Source organism: Mesorhizobium sp. WSM4836, from assembly GCF_055811815.1.
In genome coordinates this window covers 396,637-413,079 of record NZ_JBVVQF010000001.1, presented here as the reverse complement: position 1 = coordinate 413,079, position 16,443 = coordinate 396,637, and the positions used below count along the sequence as shown (strand labels likewise).

The window sequence follows — 16,443 nt, the reverse complement described above, 5'->3', positions numbered from 1 at the left end:
TGAAAATGGGAGTTAGAACATGAACTGGAAGACAACAGGGACCGCTATCGGGTTGGCGTTGCTCGCCTCGACAAGCGGCGCTTTCGCGGACGGCGTTTTGAACATCTACAATTGGGGCAACTACACCAGCCCCGACGTGATCAAGAAGTTCGAGCAAAAATACAACGTCAAGGTGACCATCACCGACTACGATTCGAACGACACGGCACTGGCCAAGGTCCGCCAGGGCGGCACCGGCTTCGACATCGCGGTACCGTCACAAACCTTCGTGCCGATCTGGATCAAGGAAGGCCTCGTTCAGGAAACCGACCCGGGCAAGATGGAGAACTTCAAGAACGTGGCGCCGGAATGGGCCAATCCCGATTTCGATCCCGGCCGCAAATATTCCGTGCCGTGGGCCTGGGGCACGGTAGGCATCGTGGTGAATACCGATGTCTACAACGGGCCGTCGGACAGTTGGGGCATCATCTTCAACACGCCCGACGAGCTGAAGGGCAAGGTCAACGTCGTGCCGGAAATGAACGACGTCATGTTCGCGGCGACCAAATATGTCGGCGGCGCGCAATGCGCCAGTGACAAGGAAACGCTGAAGAAGGTGCGTGACACGCTGGTTGCCGCGAAGCCGAACTGGATCGCGATGGAATACAATACTATCGAGAAGATGGGCGCCGGCGATTTCAAGGCGACGAGCGACTGGAACGGCTCGGCTCTGCGCCAGCGGCTGGCGAACCCCAAGATCCACTATTTCTATCCCAAGGAAGGTTTTGGTCTCTGGAGCGACAATGTCATGGTCCTGAAGGAAGCCAAGAACGTCGAGAACGCCAAGCTGTTCCAGAACTTCATCATGGATCCGGAAAATGCCGCTGGCCTGTCGGCTTTCCACCGCTATGCCAATGGCATTGCCGGTTCGGACAAGTACATGCCGGCCGACATGAAGGACGCGCCGGAGGTCATTATCCCGGAAGCCGTCAAAGCGCGCGGCGAGCTGCAGACACTGTGTTCCCCGGAGGTGCAGGACATCTACAGCAAGATCTGGACCGAACTGCAGAAGTAACCCGGCCAACCCGGCGGCATTGCCGCCGGGTTTTTCCGGCGATCGGCCCGTGCATGCCATCGCCGCGGCGCTCGCCTAGAACATAAAAAGAATTTGCAAGGAAGCGCCATGGCCGGCAAGACCGCGTTCGAAGCCAGATATGGTTTTGCCCGCAAGGAGGTGCTGCTCGGCAACTGGCGGGAAAGCCCGTTCAGCCGGTGGTCGTTCCAGAATGCCGGCGAGCTGGTGCCGAGCGCTGCCGTGGCGGCGAGGACGGGCAGCAGCGAGGCGCCGGCGCAGGATTTCGGCGGCCTACTTGGTGAAAAGGTCGCGCTTGCAGGCGGCGCGGAGACTGTCGCGGCTTTTCTCAAGCGCTCCGATACCGACGCGCTGACGATCATGAAGGGTGGCAAATTCGTCGGCGACTGGTTCGCGCCGCATATGGAGTTTGGGGCGCGCCACATCGTCTTCTCGATCGGCAAATCGCTGACCGCCATTGTCGCCGGCATATTGGAGAGCGAGGGGGTCTTCGATCCGCAGGCTGCGGTGACCCGCTATCTGCCCGAAGCCGCCGGCTCGGCCTATGGCGATGCCAGTGCGCGGCACGTGCTCGACATGAGTGTCAGCCTCGATTTCGAAGAAGCCTATCTCGATCCGGAAAGCGCCTTCGCCCGCTATCGCCGCGCCATGCTGTGGAATCCGGGCGGCGGCACCGAGAGCCTGGCGACTTTCCTCATGACGCTGCAGGCCCTGGCCGAGCCGCATGGCCAAACGTTCCGCTACCGTTCGCCCAATTCCGACCTGCTCGGCATCCTGCTCGAACGTGCATCAGGCGAGCGCTTCGCCGATCTGATGCGCGAAAAATTATGGGAGCCGCTCGGCGCCGTCAGCGACGCCTCGGTGACGGTCGATATGGAAGGCACGTCGCGTACGGCCGGCGGCATTTCCGTGACGCCGCGCGATCTTGCGCGCGTCGGCGAGATGATGCGGCAAGGCGGCGTGGCCAATTGCCGCCGCGTCGTGCCGGAAGCCTGGGTGCGCGACACGACCGAAACTGGCGGTGACGCCGAGGCCTGGCAACGCGGCACGATGGCGTTCCTGTTTCCGCGTGGCCGTTATCGCAACAAATGGTACCAGACGGGCGCGGCAAGCGGCGCCTTCTGCGGCATCGGCATCCACGGCCAGTGGCTTTACGTCAATCCGAAAGCCGAAATGGTAATCGCAAAGATGTCGTCGCAGCCGCTGCCGGTCGACGATCCGCTCGATCTGGATATGATTTCTTTCTTCGAGGCGCTGAGCCGGATGGTCTGATCCGATCCAAACAGCCGCGCCTTTCCTGTGGACCTCTCGCCGGGTTGAAAATGGCGCAGTTGGCGCAGCAGTGCTCTGCGTCTATGGTCGCTGACCAACGACAGGTACGACATGGCATCCGACATCAAGCGCATCGCAACCATCATAGCCGCCGAGATCGGCGCGCGGCCCGAACAGGCCGCGGCGGCGATCGGCTTGCTCGACGACGGCGCGACCGTGCCGTTCGTGGCGCGCTACCGCAAGGAGGTCACCGGCGGCCTCGACGACACGCAGCTGCGCGACCTTGCCGAGCGTCTCGCCTATCTGCGCGAACTCGACGCGCGCCGCGACACCATCCTTGGTTCGATCCGCGAGCAGGGCAAGCTGACCGAGGAGCTCGAGGCAAAGATCGCTGCGGCCGCTACCAAGGCCGAACTCGAAGACATCTACCTGCCTTACAAGCCGAAGCGCCGGACCAAGGCCGAGATCGCACGCGAGCGCGGGCTCGGGCCTCTGGCTGAAGCTATCCTGGCTGATCGTGCGGCCGTGCCGGCCGAGCTGGCGCTGGCTTACATCAGCAAAGACGTTGCCGACGCCAAGGCGGCGCTCGAGGGCGCGCGCGACATCCTGTCCGAACAGTTCGCCGAGAACGCCGACCTGGTCGGCACATTGCGGACCTACATCAAGGAACGCGCCTTCCTGCGCTCGCGCGTCGTCGACGGCAAGCAGGAGGCCGGCGCGAAATTTTCCGACTATTTCGATCATGTCGAGCGCTGGGCGAGCGTGCCCAGCCATCGCGCGCTGGCCATGCTGCGCGGCCGCAACGAGGAGGTTCTGTCGCTCGACATCGAAGTCGATGCCGATGACGCCTCTCCGGTGAAGCCGGTCGAGCGGATGATCGCCGATGCCTACGCCATCGGCCGCCAGTTGCGGGGAGACCGCTGGCTGATGGAAGTAGCCGGCTGGACCTGGCGCATAAAGCTGTCGCTGCACCTGACGCTCGATCTGATGCGGGATTTGCGCGAGCGGGCCGAGGAGGAGGCGATCCATGTCTTCGCGCGCAATCTGAAGGATTTGTTGCTTGCCGCGCCCGCCGGCTCGCGGCCGACGATGGGGCTCGACCCCGGCATCCGCACCGGGGTCAAGGTGGCGGTGGTGGACGGCACCGGCAAGGTTCTGGCGACGACAACGGTCTATCCGTTCCCGCCGAAGAACGATGTCCGCGGCACGCAGGCCGAACTGGCCAAGCTCATCCGGCTGCACAAGGTCGAGCTGATTTCGATCGGCAACGGCACCGGCAGCCGCGAGACCGAAAGGCTGGTGGCCGACATGCTGGCTGATATGCCTGCCGGGTCCGGGCCGAAGCCGCTCAAGGTGATCGTCAGCGAGGCCGGCGCCTCGGTCTATTCCGCCTCGGCAACGGCGGCGGCGGAATTTCCCGGCCTCGACGTGTCGCTGCGCGGGGCGGTGTCGATCGCGCGGCGCCTGCAGGATCCGCTCGCCGAACTGGTCAAGATCGAGCCGAAGTCGATCGGCGTCGGCCAGTATCAGCACGACGTCGATCAGTATCGCCTCGGCCGCTCGCTGGAAGCGGTGGTCGAGGATGCGGTCAACGCCGTCGGCGTCGACCTCAACACGGCGTCGGCGCCGCTTCTGGCGCGGGTTTCGGGTCTCGGCGCATCGCTGGCCGAGGCGATCGTTGCGCACCGGGACGCGACCGGCCCGTTCGCCAGCCGCCGCGAACTGTTGAAGGTCTCCCGCCTTGGACCCCGCGCGTTCGAGCAATGCGCCGGCTTCCTGCGCATTCCCAACGGCAGCGAACCGCTCGATGCCTCGGCCGTGCACCCGGAGGCCTATGGCGTGGCCAAGAAGATCGTTGCCGCCTGTGGGCGCGACGTAGGCTCTCTGATGGGCGACAGCGCCGCACTCAAGGCGCTCGATCCGCGCGTCTTCGTCGACGAGCGCTTCGGCCTGCCGACGGTGCGCGACATCCTGGCGGAGCTGGAAAAGCCCGGCCGCGATCCGCGCCCCGGCTTCAAGACCGCGACCTTTGCCGATGGCGTCGACGATATCAAGGATCTGAAGCCCGGCATGCAGCTTGAAGGCACCGTCACCAATGTCGCGGCCTTCGGTGCCTTCGTCGATATCGGCGTGCACCAGGACGGATTGGTGCACGTCTCGCAACTGGCGGATCGGTTCGTCAAGGACGCGCACGAGGTGGTCAAGGCCGGCGACGTGGTCAAGGTGCGCGTCGTCGACGTCGACATCAAGCGCAAGCGCATCGGCCTGTCGATGCGGAAGGACGGCGACGGTGGCCCACCGAAGCCGCGCGACAATGGCAGCAGGCCGGTGCCGCGCTCGCCGGCGCCCCAACGCCAGCCAGAGCGGCCGGCGCAGCAGGGCGCGTTCGGCGCAGCTTTGGCCGATGCGTTGAAGCGGAAGTAATTTCGCGAGCCGGGTAGTGGCAGGCCAGAAGGCGGCGCTCGACATTGATGATCTATCACCAATGCTCATGGATCGCCGAAGCTATTTCGTTTGATTTTTTGGGGACGAGAGCCGATAAGCCGCGCGTTTCAAGATTTCTGTTTCGATGCATGTCGTTATCTCCAAGCTGCCGAACACCCTCGGGTCAGGCCCGCGGACAAGCTTTGGGCGACGTGCATGGGTTTGGGAGACCGAGAGCCATGGCCGCCGACAAGAACGCATTCGTCTGGGATGATCCTTTCCTGATCGAGGACCAGCTTTCGGAGGACGAGCGCATGGTGCGCGATGGCGCCGCGGCGTTTGCCGCCGACAAGCTCGCTCCGGACATCGAGGAAGCCTATCTAGAGGAGAAGACCGACGGCGGGATTTTTCGCGAGATGGGCGAGGCGGGTCTGCTCGGCATCACCATCCCCGAGGAATATGGCGGGCTCGGCGCCAGCTATGTCACCTACGGACTGGTCGCACGGGAAGTCGAACGGATCGACTCGGGTTATCGCTCGATGATGAGCGTGCAGTCGTCGCTGGTGATGTATCCGATCCATGCCTACGGCTCGGAAGAGCAGCGCAAGAAATACCTGCCGAAGCTGGCGTCGGGCGAATGGATCGGCTGCTTTGGCCTGACCGAACCTGATGCCGGTTCCGACCCGGGCGGCATGAAGACGCGGGCCGAGAAGACCGCGAACGGCTACAGGATCTCCGGCTCGAAGATGTGGATCTCCAACGCGCCGATCGCCGACGTGTTCGTCGTCTGGGCAAAATCGGCCGCGCATGACAATGAGATTCGCGGCTTTGTGCTGGAAAAGGGCATGAACGGGCTGTCGGCGCCGAAGATCGGAGGGAAACTCAGTCTCCGCGCGTCGATCACCGGCGAAGTGGTGATGGAAGGCGTCGAGGTCGGCGAGGACGCGCTGCTGCCCAATGTCTCGGGCTTGAAGGGGCCGTTCGGCTGCCTCAACCGGGCGCGCTACGGCATTTCCTGGGGCGCCATGGGCGCGGCGGAAGATTGCTGGCACCGCGCCCGCAAGTATGGCCTCGACCGCAAGCAGTTCGGCAGGCCGCTGGCCGGCACGCAGCTTTTCCAGAAGAAGCTCGCCGACATGCAGACCGAGATCGCACTTGGCCTGCAAGGCAGCCTGCGCGTCGGGCGGCTGATGGACGAAGGCAAGATGGCGCCGGAGATGATCTCGCTCGTCAAGCGCAACAATTGCGGCAAGGCGCTCGACATCGCCCGCCAGGCCCGCGACATGCATGGCGGCAATGGCATCCAGATCGGCTACCATGTCATGCGCCACGCCCAGAACCTGGAAACCGTCAACACCTATGAGGGCACGCATGACGTGCATGCGCTGATCCTCGGACGGGCGCAGACCGGGTTGCAGGCGTTCTTTTAGGGTTCAGGTGTCCTCCGCTTCTGGGGAGCCAACCGCTTGGCATCTCGCCTCGCAAGGCCGGAGATAGGCAACTTTCGTCGGTGATGCCACATTTTGTTCTTGCTTTGTGCCGGCAGCTGTGCTACTAATTTGGGTATGGTGCTAATTGGCTCCAACGACCCGCCCGCCGAGGCGGTTTTTCTTTTGCTCTTTTCGACCAAGCATAGAGCGTGCTGCCGATCATCGATATCGGCGGGAAGCGCCGGTGCTAACCGCCGGCCTTCGGCTCTGCATCATTGCAACTCTTGCCGCCACGCTGCGGAATCCCAGGGTCGGCGCTCCGTTTCGTGAAGCCATGAAAGCTGCTTAATTTAGGTGCAGCGCAACATCTCTGCTTGGAGAATGGTCAGCATTCGTGTCAGGGTTCAGCGAACTCCTTTTGAAACGCCGACTTCAGGGGCACTATGGCAATTCTGGCAGCCGTCTATCACCTGACCCACTACAAATACGACCGGCCGGTCGTCTTGGGCCCGCAAGTCATAAGGTTGCAGCCTGCGCCGCATTCCCGCACGAAAGTGCTCAGCCATTCGCTGAAGGTCGGGCCGGCAAACCACTTCGTGAATCTGCAGCAGGACCCTTACGGCAATTTCCTGGCCCGCTTCGTCTTCCCCGAACCGGTGACGGAACTGAAGATCGAGGTCGACCTCGTTGCCGACATGACGGTCTACAATCCGTTCGATTTCTTCGTCGAACCGTCGGCCGAGACGTTTCCGTTCGAATACCCCGAAGAGATCAGGGACGATCTAACCATCTACCGGACGCCGGAACCGGCGGGCCGGCTGTTGGAGGCGTTCCTGAAAACCATCGACCGCCACCCGACCAACACCGTCAATTTTGTCGTTGACCTCAATGCGCGGCTGCAGCGCGAGATCGCGTATATCGTGCGTATGGAAACCGGCGTCTTTTCGCCCGAGGAAACGCTGGCCGCCGGCAAGGGGTCGTGCCGGGATTCGAGCTGGCTCCTGGTACAGATACTGAGGAACCTCGGCATCGCCGCGCGCTTCGTCTCGGGCTACCTGATCCAGCTCAAACCCGACCTCGTCGCGCTTGACGGACCGCCCGGCACTGCGACCGATTTCACTGACCTCCATGCCTGGTGCGAGGTGTATCTGCCGGGGGCCGGCTGGATCGGCTTCGACCCGACCTCCGGCCTGCTCACCGGCGAAAGCCATGTGCCGCTCGCGGCCACGCCGCATTTCCGCAATGCCGCGCCGATTTCCGGCATGGCGAGCTTCGCCAATGTCGAGTTCGGCTTCGACATGCGGGTCGACCGCATCGCCGAGCATCCGCGCATTACCAAGCCGTTCTCCGACGAGAGCTGGCAGGCGCTGGACGCGCTCGGCAACCAAGTCGATGCCGCGCTCCAGGCCGGCGACGTGCGGCTGACCATGGGCGGCGAGCCGACCTTTGTCTCGATCGACGATTTCGAGGCGGCCGAGTGGAACACCGCAGCCGTCGGGCCGACCAAGCGGGAAAAGGCCGATGCGCTGATCCGCCGGCTGCGCGAACGCTTCGCGCCGGGCGGCTTCCTGCATTACGGGCAGGGCAAATGGTACCCCGGCGAAAGCCTGCCGCGCTGGACCTTCTCGCTCTACTGGCGCAGTGACGGCGAGCCGGTGTGGAGTGACCCGTCGCTGATCGCACATGAAAAGAGCGAGGCGGATGTCGGACCGAAGCAGGCCGAAATCCTGCTGACGGCGATCGCCGACGAACTCGGCATCGACAAGACGATGGTCAGCGAAGCCTATGAGGATCCGGCCGAATGGCTGCTCAAGGAAGGCAAGCTGCCTGACAACGTCGATCCTTCCAATTCGAAGCTGGAGGACCCGGAGGAGCGCAGCCGTATGGCGCGGGTGTTCGAACGCGGGCTGACCAAGCCGTCGGGCTATGTGCTGCCGGTCCAGCGCTGGAACAGCCAGGCGTCCGGACCGCGCTGGCGCTCGGAGAAGTGGAAGACGCGGCGCGGCAGACTGTTCCTGGTGCCTGGCGATTCGCCGGTCGGCTACCGCCTGCCGCTCGGCACGCTGCCTTACGTGCCACCGGCACAGTTCCCCTATGTCGTGCCGGTCGATCCATCGCTGCCGCGCGGACCATTGCCGGCGCGTGAGGCGATGTTGCCCGGTTCTGCTTCTTCGCCGGCTGCGGCCGAACTGGAAGGCGCCGACGAAATGGCGCGACGCCAGCAGGCCATCTCCTTCACGGCCGTTACCGGCCAGCAGGACCGCGTCGAACAGGAGATCACCGAGATCGGCGGTGCGGTGCGCACGGCGCTTTCGGTCGAGCCGCGCGATGGACGGCTTTGCGTGTTTATGCCGCCGGTCGAGGCGCTGGAGGACTATCTCGAGCTGGTCGCGGCGGCGGAGAACGCGGCAAAGGCGATCGGCCTGCCGGTGCATATCGAGGGCTACGGTCCGCCGCACGATCCGCGCCTCAATGTCATCCGTGTCGCACCCGATCCCGGCGTCATCGAGGTCAATATCCATCCCGCTGCGAACTGGCAGGATTGCGTGGCGACGACCGCGGCGATCTACGAAGAGGCGCGGCAGACGCGGCTTGGCGCCGACAAGTTCATGATCGATGGCCGCCACACCGGCACCGGCGGCGGCAACCACGTCGTCGTCGGCGGGGCTACGCCCAATGACAGTCCGTTCCTGCGCCGCCCCGACCTGTTGAAGAGCCTGGTGCTGCAATGGCAGCGGCATCCGTCGCTGTCCTATCTGTTCTCTGGCCTGTTCATCGGCCCGACCAGCCAGGCGCCGCGCTTCGACGAGGCACGCCATGATTCGCTCTACGAACTCGAAATCGCGATGGCGCAGGTGCCGCATCCGGACAAGGGCGCGGCACCCCTGCCGTGGCTGGTCGACCGGCTGTTCCGCAACCTTCTGACCGATGTGACGGGCAATACCCATCGCTCGGAAATCTGCATCGACAAGCTGTTTTCGCCGGACGGGCCGACCGGCCGGCTCGGGCTGGTCGAGTTCCGCGGCTTCGAGATGCCGCCCAACGCGCGCATGAGCCTGGCGCAGCAATTGCTGGTGCGCGCCATCATCGCCCGGGCCTGGAAGAACCCGCTCGACGGCCGTTTCGTGCGCTGGGGCACGTCGCTGCACGACCGTTTCATGCTGCCGCATTATGTCTGGGCGGATTTTCTCGATGTGCTGGACGACCTCAAGCTGAATGGCTTTGCGTTCCGTCCGGAATGGTTCGACGCCCAGCTTGAATTCCGCTTCCCGTTCTGCGGCGAGGTTCGGCATGCCGGCATCAAGCTGGAGCTCAGGCAGGCGCTCGAGCCGTGGCACGTGATGGGCGAACAAGGCGCCATCGGCGGCACCGTGCGCTTTGTCGATTCCTCCATCGAACGGCTGCAGGTGAAGACCGAGGGGCTCAACCCGGAGCGTCATGCCGTTGTCTGCAACGGTCGAGTCGTGCCGATGAAGGTGACCGACAACCGCGAGATCGCGGTGGCCGGCGTGCGCTTCAAGGCCTGGCAACCTGCGTCGGGCCTGCATCCGGCGCTCCCGGTCAACACGCCGCTGGTCTTCGATATCTATGACCGCTGGTCGGGCCGCGCGGTCGGTGGCTGCGTCTATCATGTCGCGCATCCCGGCGGGCGCAGCTACGACACGTTCCCGGTCAACGGCAATGAAGCGGAGGCGCGGCGGCTCGCCCGCTTCGAGCTGCGTGGCCATACGCCGTCCAGCTATGTGCTGCGCAACGAAGAAGCCTCTGAAGATTTCCCGATGACCCTTGACCTTCGGCGGCCGCAAAGACTCTGATCAGCCATGGCGAAGGGGAATCACAAAAAGCTGCGCAGCAAGCCGCAGACCCACAGTCTGCTGGAGCACTACCAGCCGATCGACGGCGTCGTCGACGAGATGGTCGATGGTTCGGGCAATCCGCGGCCGGCCTGGCAGCCTTTCATCGAGGCACTGGAGGACCTGGGGCCGGAAAAGCTTGCCCAGCGCTTCGCCCGCGCTGACCAGTACCTGCGCGACGCCGGCGTCTATTACCGCGTCTACGACAAGGCCGGCGCCAATGAGCGAGAATGGCCGCTGGCGCATGTGCCGCTGCTGATCGAGGAGCAGGAATGGGCTGCCATCAGCGCCGGCCTGGTCCAGCGTGCCGATCTGTTCGAGGAGACCATCGCCGACATTTACGGGCCGAACCGGCTGGTCGAGAAAGGCATTCTGCCGGCTGGATTGATCGCGGCCAGCCCCGAATATTTGCGACCGGTCGTCGGCACCAGGCCGGCCAGCGGCCATTTCCTGCATTTCTGCGCCTTCGAGCTCGGCCGTGGCCCGGACGGCCGCTGGTGGGTGCTTGGCGACCGCACACAGGCGCCGTCGGGCGCCGGCTTTGCGCTGGAAAACCGCGTCGCCACCACAAGGGCGCTGTCCGACATCTACGGCGAGATGCATGTGCACCGCCTGGCCGGTTTCTTCCGGCGGTTTCGCGATGCGCTGATCGGCATGGCCAAGCAAGCCGGCGGCCGTGTCGCCATCCTGACGCCAGGACCGCTGAATGAAACCTATTACGAACATGCCTATATCGCCCGCTATCTCGGCATCATGCTGCTCGAGGGCGAGGACCTGATTGTCTCCGGCGACAGGCTGATGGTGCGCACGGTTTCGGGGCTGATGCCGGTCAGCGTCTTGTGGCGGCGGCTTGACGCCGCCTTCGCCGATCCGCTCGAATTGCGGCCGGACTCGCAGATCGGCACGCCGGGGCTGGTCGAAGCGGTTCGGCAAGGGGCGGTTTCGGCCGTCAATGCACTGGGCTCCGGCCTGATGGAGACACGCGCGCTGCTCGCCTTCCTGCCGAAGATTTCGCGCGCCTTGCGCAACGAGGAACTGCTGCTGCCGACGGTCGCGACATGGTGGTGCGGGCAGGAGACGGAGCGCGAGCATGTGCTCGCCAATATCGACCGCATGGTGATCGGCCCGGCATTGTCGACGCGGCTTGCCTTCGAGGACGACGGCTCGACCAAGCTCGGATCAGCGCTGTCGGTCGAGGAACGGGCTGAGCTGGTAGCCCGGATCGAACAGAACGGCGGCGACTTCGTCGGCCAGGAAGCGGTGACGCTGTCGACCACTCCTGTCTATGTCGGCGGCTGGCTGGAGCCGCGGCCGGCAAGCCTGCGCGTCTACCTGGCGCGGACGCCGGAAGGCTGGGCGGTGATGCCGGGCGGCTTTGCCCGTGTCGGCTTTTCGCTCGACCCGACGGCCATAGCCATGCAGCGCGGTGGCCAGGCGGCGGATGTGTGGGTGGTCAGCGACAGGCCGGTGGAGCGCGAGACGCTGCTGCCGCAGGAGCACGACAGCTTCACGCGCACCTTGCCGGGCAGCCTGCCCAGCCGCGCGGCGGAAAACCTGACATGGCTTGGCCGCTACATCGAGCGGTCGGAAGACACGGTGCGCATCCTGCGCGCCTACCATGTGCGGCTGGCCGAGACATCCGATCCCGAGATGCCGCTGCTCGCCGATATCAGCGACTATCTCGCGCCGTTCGGCATCGACGTCGAGACGGCAATCCCGTTGGGGCTGATCGGCACGCTGGACAGCGCGGTCTACAGCGCCGGGCAAATCCGCGACCGCTTCTCGCCCGATGGCTGGCTGGCATTGAAGGATCTGTCGAAGACCATCCATCAATTTGCCGCGACAGTGGCGCCGGGCGACGACGCGACAAGGGCAATGACGGTCATCCTGCGCAAGCTGGCCGGGTTTTCCGGCCTGCTGCACGAGAACATGTACCGCTTTGCCGGCTGGCGTTTCCTGGAAATCGGCCGCAGGCTCGAACGCGGCATCCAGATCGCCCGCACGCTCGCCCGGCTGACCAGAGCCCAGGCGCCGGAGGGCGCGCTCGACATGATGCTGGAGATCGGCGACAGCGTCATGACCCACCGTCGGCAATATCCTGTGCAGGCGGGACGGCGCACGGTGGTCGACCTTCTGGCGCTCGATCCGCTCAACCCGCGCTCGATCCTTTTCCAGCTCGAACGGCTGAAGGCCGAAATCGCGCTGCTGCCCGCTGTCGGCGCTGAAGGCCATATGTCGCCGGCGGCCAAGGAAATCCTGCAGCTCAACACGTCGATCGCCATCAAGGAGCCCTCGGACATGACGGCCAAGGCCCTCGGCGATCTCGCTAATGAAATCGGCGGGCTCTACAACAGCCTCGCCAAAGCCTATTTCGGGTAGAGACGGCATGCTCTACGACATCAGGCTTCACCTGCGTTACGACTATGATGCGGCGGCCGGCGGCGGCCGCCATCAGGTGCGTGTGCTGCCGCCGACCATTCCTGGGGTGCAGCGCGTCATCGCCGCTTCGCTGTCTTTTGTGCCGGCGCCCAGCGAACGTTCCGACTTTTCCGACTTTTTCGGCAACAGTGTCACCTCGATCGCCTTTCGCGACGCGCATGATGCGCTGGCCATCAGGATGAGTGCGCGTGTTTCAGTGTCGCGGCCCGAGCCCGGGCTCGACGTATCGCCGGACATACGCCGCCTGAGGGAAGAACTCGGCGCGGTGCACTCGCTGGCGCCGGCGTCGCCGCATCATTTTCTGGCCGCCAGCGATCATGCCGGCATCGACGCGGCAATCACTGCCTATGCGAAAGGCAGCGCCGGCAGTTCGACGGTCGGCACGGCCATGGCTCTGTGCAACCGCATTCACCGCGATTTCACCTATGACGGCGAGGCGACCACCGTGCAGACGCGGGCCAGCGACGCCTTCGGCCTGAAGCGCGGCGTCTGCCAGGATTTTTCCCACATCATGATCGCCGGCCTGCGCGGCTTGGGCATCCCCGCCGGCTATGTCAGCGGGTTCCTGCGCACCATCCCGCCGCGCGGGAAGCCGCGGCTTGAAGGCGCCGACGCCATGCATGCCTGGGTCAAGGTGTGGTGCGGGCGCGATGCCGGCTGGCAGGAATTCGATCCGACCAATGGCATGCGGGCAAGCAACGACCATATCACGGTCGGCTACGGCCGCGACTACTCCGATGTGGCGCCGATCGTCGGCGTGCTGAAAACCACCGGCGGGCAGGTCGGGGAGCAGGCGGTCGACGTCATTCCGGTGGTGCTCGAAAAGGCATGACGACGCACGTCTTCGTTGCACGGCGACGTCGATAGGCCATTTTGGAACCAAGAGGCGGTGGAACCCGCAGCCGGCAAGCGGCTTATCTACGGAAATTCCGTGGAGAGGACATGCTGGACAAATCCGGGTCGTCGTGTGGCCGATCGGCTGTGAGGAAAGCTGCACCAAGGAACGGGGTGCCGCAGAACGGAGCGCTGGAGAACGGCGCGCAAGCCTCGGCCGTTCGGGCTTCGCTCAACTATGTCAGCGACACTGAACCCGGTATTCGCCGGCTGCGTTCGGGCAAGGGGTTCTCTTACAAAGGACCCGACGGGCGGATTGTCGACGGGGAGGCGCTGGCACGCATCAAGGCGCTCGCCATTCCACCGGCCTGGACGGATGTCTGGATCTCGCCGGATGCCGACGGTCACATCCAGGCAACCGGTCGGGACCAACGCGGGCGCAAGCAATACCGCTATCATCCGCACTGGGCCGAGGAGCGCGACGGCGTCAAATACTCGAGCCTGATCGCCTTCGCCGAAAGCCTGCCCGAACTGCGGCGGCAGATCGACGTCGATTTGCGCCGTCACGGCCTGCCGCTGGAACGCGTCGTCGCGGCTATCGTCTGGCTGCTCGACAACACGATGATCCGTGTCGGCAATGCCGCCTATGCCCGCGAGAACAAGAGTTTTGGGTTGACCACGCTGCGCGACCGCCATGTCGACATCAAGGGCTCGAGCCTGCGTTTCGCCTTCATCGGCAAGTCCGGCAAGGAATGGCGATTGAAGCTCGTCGATCGCCGCATTGCCAAGGTCGTGCGTGGGGCGCAGGACCTGCCGGGGCAGAAGTTGTTCCAGTATCTCGACGAGGATGGAAACAGGCGTCCGGTGCGCTCAGACGACGTCAACCGCTATATCAGGGAAAATGCCGGCGTCGAGTTCAGCTCCAAGCACTTCAGAACCTGGGGCGGCACGATTCATGCCGCGTCGCTGTTTGCGCAAACCGAACGTCCGGAAAGCCAGGCGCAGCAAAAGCGGGTGATGAACAATGTCATCGACAAGGTTGCCGAGCGGCTTGGCAACACACGCGCGGTTTGTCGCCAATGCTACATCCATCCGGAAGTGTTCCGCGCCTGGTCCGAAGGACGGCTGCTTGACGAAATGGCGGATGCCAACAAAGGCAAGCGCTCGATCGCCGGGCTCGACGACGAGGAGGCCCTGGTCTTGAGATGGCTGAAGGCGAGGGAATGACGCCGGAACGGAGCGTATTTTTTTGTCGACGCCATGTCGGCATCGGTCCTAGTGTTTCGTCCTTTGACAGAGAAAAGGACGACCAATGCTCTACGCGATCCTCTGCTATGCCTCTGAAGACGTCGTCTGCTCCTGGAGCAAGGAGCAGGACGATGCAGTCATGGAAAAGCTTATCGGCGTGCAAGAAAAATATGCCCAGGCGGGCCGGCTTGGCCCGGTGGCGCGGCTCTTGCCGACGACCGCGGCGACGACGCTGAGGAAGGTCAAGGGCGAATCGATCGTCATCGACGGCCCGTTTGCCGAAACCAAGGAACAGTTCCTCGGCTTCTACACGCTCGAATGCGCCGACCTCGAGGAGGCCGTCGACTTCGCGCGCGAGCTTTCCGAGGTCAACCCGAGCGGCGGCTCCTACGAAATCCGGCCGGTCTCGCTCTTCAATCCCGCCAAGGTTTCCGCATGACCGAACTCGCCTGGATCAGCACGGCAATCAGCACCGCTCGCCCGCAGGCGATGGGAGCATTGCTGCGCTACTTCCGCGACCTCGACGCCGCGGAGGAAGCATTCCAGGACGCCTGCCTGAGGGCACTGAACAACTGGCCGAAAAACGGCCCGCCGCGCGATCCGGCAGCCTGGCTGATCTTCGTCGGCCGCAACAGCGGCATCGATGCGGTGCGCAAGCGCGCCAAGCAGGCGCCGCTGCCGGAAGAGGACCAGATCTCCGATCTGGAGGATGCCGAGAGCGACGTCGCCGAGCGTCTGGACGGGGCGCATTACCGCGACGATATTTTGCGGCTGCTGTTTATCTGCTGCCATCCCGACCTGCGGGCCACGCAGCAGATCGCGGTGGCGTTGCGCATCGTCTCCGGCCTGACGGTCAAACAGATCGCCCGCGCCTTCCTCGTCGGTGAAAGCGCCATGGAGCAGCGTATCACTCGTGCCAAGGCGCGCATCGCCGACGCCGGGGTGCCGTTCGAGACGCCGGGAGCGGTCGAGCGCTCCGAACGGCTCGCCGTCGTCGCCGCCATGGTCTACCTGATCTTCAACGAAGGCTATTCCAGCAACAGCGGCGAGGCTTCGGCGCGTGCGCCGCTTTCCGAAGAGGCGATCCGGCTGGCCCGCCTGCTGCTCAGGCTGTTTCAGACCGAGCCGGAGATCATGGGGCTGACGGCGCTGTTGCTGCTGCAGCATGCACGCGCGCCGGCCCGCTTCGACGAGAACGGCGAGATCGTGCTGCTCGAAGACCAGGACCGCAGCCTGTGGAGCCGCAAGATGATCGATGAGGGCCTTGCGCTGGTCGATAAGGCGTTGCGCCATCGCAAGCCCGGTCCCTACCAGGTGCAGGCGGCGATCGCCGCAATGCATGCGCGGGCGGAAAAGCCCGAGGATACGGACTGGAACGAGATCGACCTGCTCTATGGCCTGCTCGAGCAGATGCAGCCGTCGCCGGTGGTGACCCTCAACCGCGCCGTCGCGGTCTCTAAGGTGCGCGGACCGGAAGCCGCCCTCGCGATGATCGAGCCGCTGGAGGGAAGGCTTTCCGGCTATTTCCATTTCTTTGGCCTCAAGGGCGGACTGCTAATGCAGCTTGACCGCGGCGAGGAGGCGCGCGTCGCTTTCGACCGCGCCATCGCGCTTGCCAATACGGCCGCCGAGGCAGCGCATATCCGCATGCATATCGACCGGCTGATCAAAGAAAGCGCCGTGCGGGAAACCGCCAAGACGGCACACTAGAGCGCTTCGCAGTTTCACCGAAACGGTGAAGCGCTCTATCTCTTTGTTTTGACGCAATTCCGGACGGAAAACCGTGCACACTTTTCCTGGAATTGCTCTAATTCGCTCTATCTCGTTGGTTCAACAGTCGGACGCAGGCTTGGACCATGCCGGGGTGGCG

General features: G+C 64.3%; 10 protein-coding genes. All 10 read left to right on the top strand.

The features are described 5' to 3' along the window. Positions 1–19 precede the first annotated feature (19 nt). The 10 genes from AC0L2P_RS02065 (at position 20) to AC0L2P_RS02020 (ending at position 16,283) form a co-directional block, all read left to right on the top strand. A complete protein-coding gene (locus tag AC0L2P_RS02065; protein WP_473499587.1) occupies positions 20–1,054 on the top strand; it encodes an ABC transporter substrate-binding protein in 1,035 nt (344 codons plus the stop codon). Positions 1,055–1,162: 108 nt separating this feature from the next. Further along, complete coding sequence (locus AC0L2P_RS02060; RefSeq protein WP_473499586.1) at positions 1,163–2,344, top strand: serine hydrolase domain-containing protein; 1,182 nt, start codon at positions 1,163–1,165, stop codon at positions 2,342–2,344. A gap of 111 nt (positions 2,345–2,455) precedes the next feature. Beyond that, complete coding sequence (locus tag AC0L2P_RS02055; RefSeq protein WP_473499585.1) at positions 2,456–4,768, top strand: Tex family protein; 2,313 nt, start codon at positions 2,456–2,458, stop codon at positions 4,766–4,768. Positions 4,769–5,007: 239 nt separating this feature from the next. Continuing rightward, complete coding sequence (locus tag AC0L2P_RS02050) at positions 5,008–6,198, top strand: acyl-CoA dehydrogenase (protein ID WP_473499584.1); 1,191 nt, start codon at positions 5,008–5,010, stop codon at positions 6,196–6,198. 443 nt (positions 6,199–6,641) lie between these two features. Next, on the top strand, positions 6,642–10,013 hold the full coding sequence (locus tag AC0L2P_RS02045) for a transglutaminase family protein (protein WP_473499583.1): 3,372 nt from the start codon (positions 6,642–6,644) through the stop codon (positions 10,011–10,013). Between the two features lie 6 nt (positions 10,014–10,019). Beyond that, a complete protein-coding gene (locus tag AC0L2P_RS02040) occupies positions 10,020–12,431 on the top strand; it encodes a circularly permuted type 2 ATP-grasp protein (protein ID WP_473499582.1) in 2,412 nt (803 codons plus the stop codon). A 7-nt stretch (positions 12,432–12,438) separates the two neighbouring features. Further along, on the top strand, positions 12,439–13,323 hold the full coding sequence (locus tag AC0L2P_RS02035) for a transglutaminase family protein (RefSeq protein ID WP_473499581.1): 885 nt from the start codon (positions 12,439–12,441) through the stop codon (positions 13,321–13,323). A 110-nt stretch (positions 13,324–13,433) separates the two neighbouring features. Then, positions 13,434–14,552 (top strand): DNA topoisomerase IB, encoded by a 1,119-nt coding sequence (locus AC0L2P_RS02030; RefSeq protein WP_473499580.1) that lies wholly within the window; start codon positions 13,434–13,436, stop codon positions 14,550–14,552. An 85-nt stretch (positions 14,553–14,637) separates the two neighbouring features. Beyond that, positions 14,638–15,012: a YciI family protein gene (locus tag AC0L2P_RS02025; protein WP_473499579.1), complete on the top strand. Its 375-nt coding sequence runs from the start codon at positions 14,638–14,640 to the stop codon at positions 15,010–15,012. Continuing rightward, the gene (locus tag AC0L2P_RS02020) at positions 15,009–16,283 is read left to right on the top strand and encodes an RNA polymerase sigma factor (protein WP_473499578.1); all 1,275 of its coding nucleotides are present in this window, start codon (positions 15,009–15,011) and stop codon (positions 16,281–16,283) included. Before AC0L2P_RS02025 ends, AC0L2P_RS02020 begins: the two co-directional genes overlap by 4 nt. Positions 16,284–16,443: the final 160 nt, after the last annotated feature.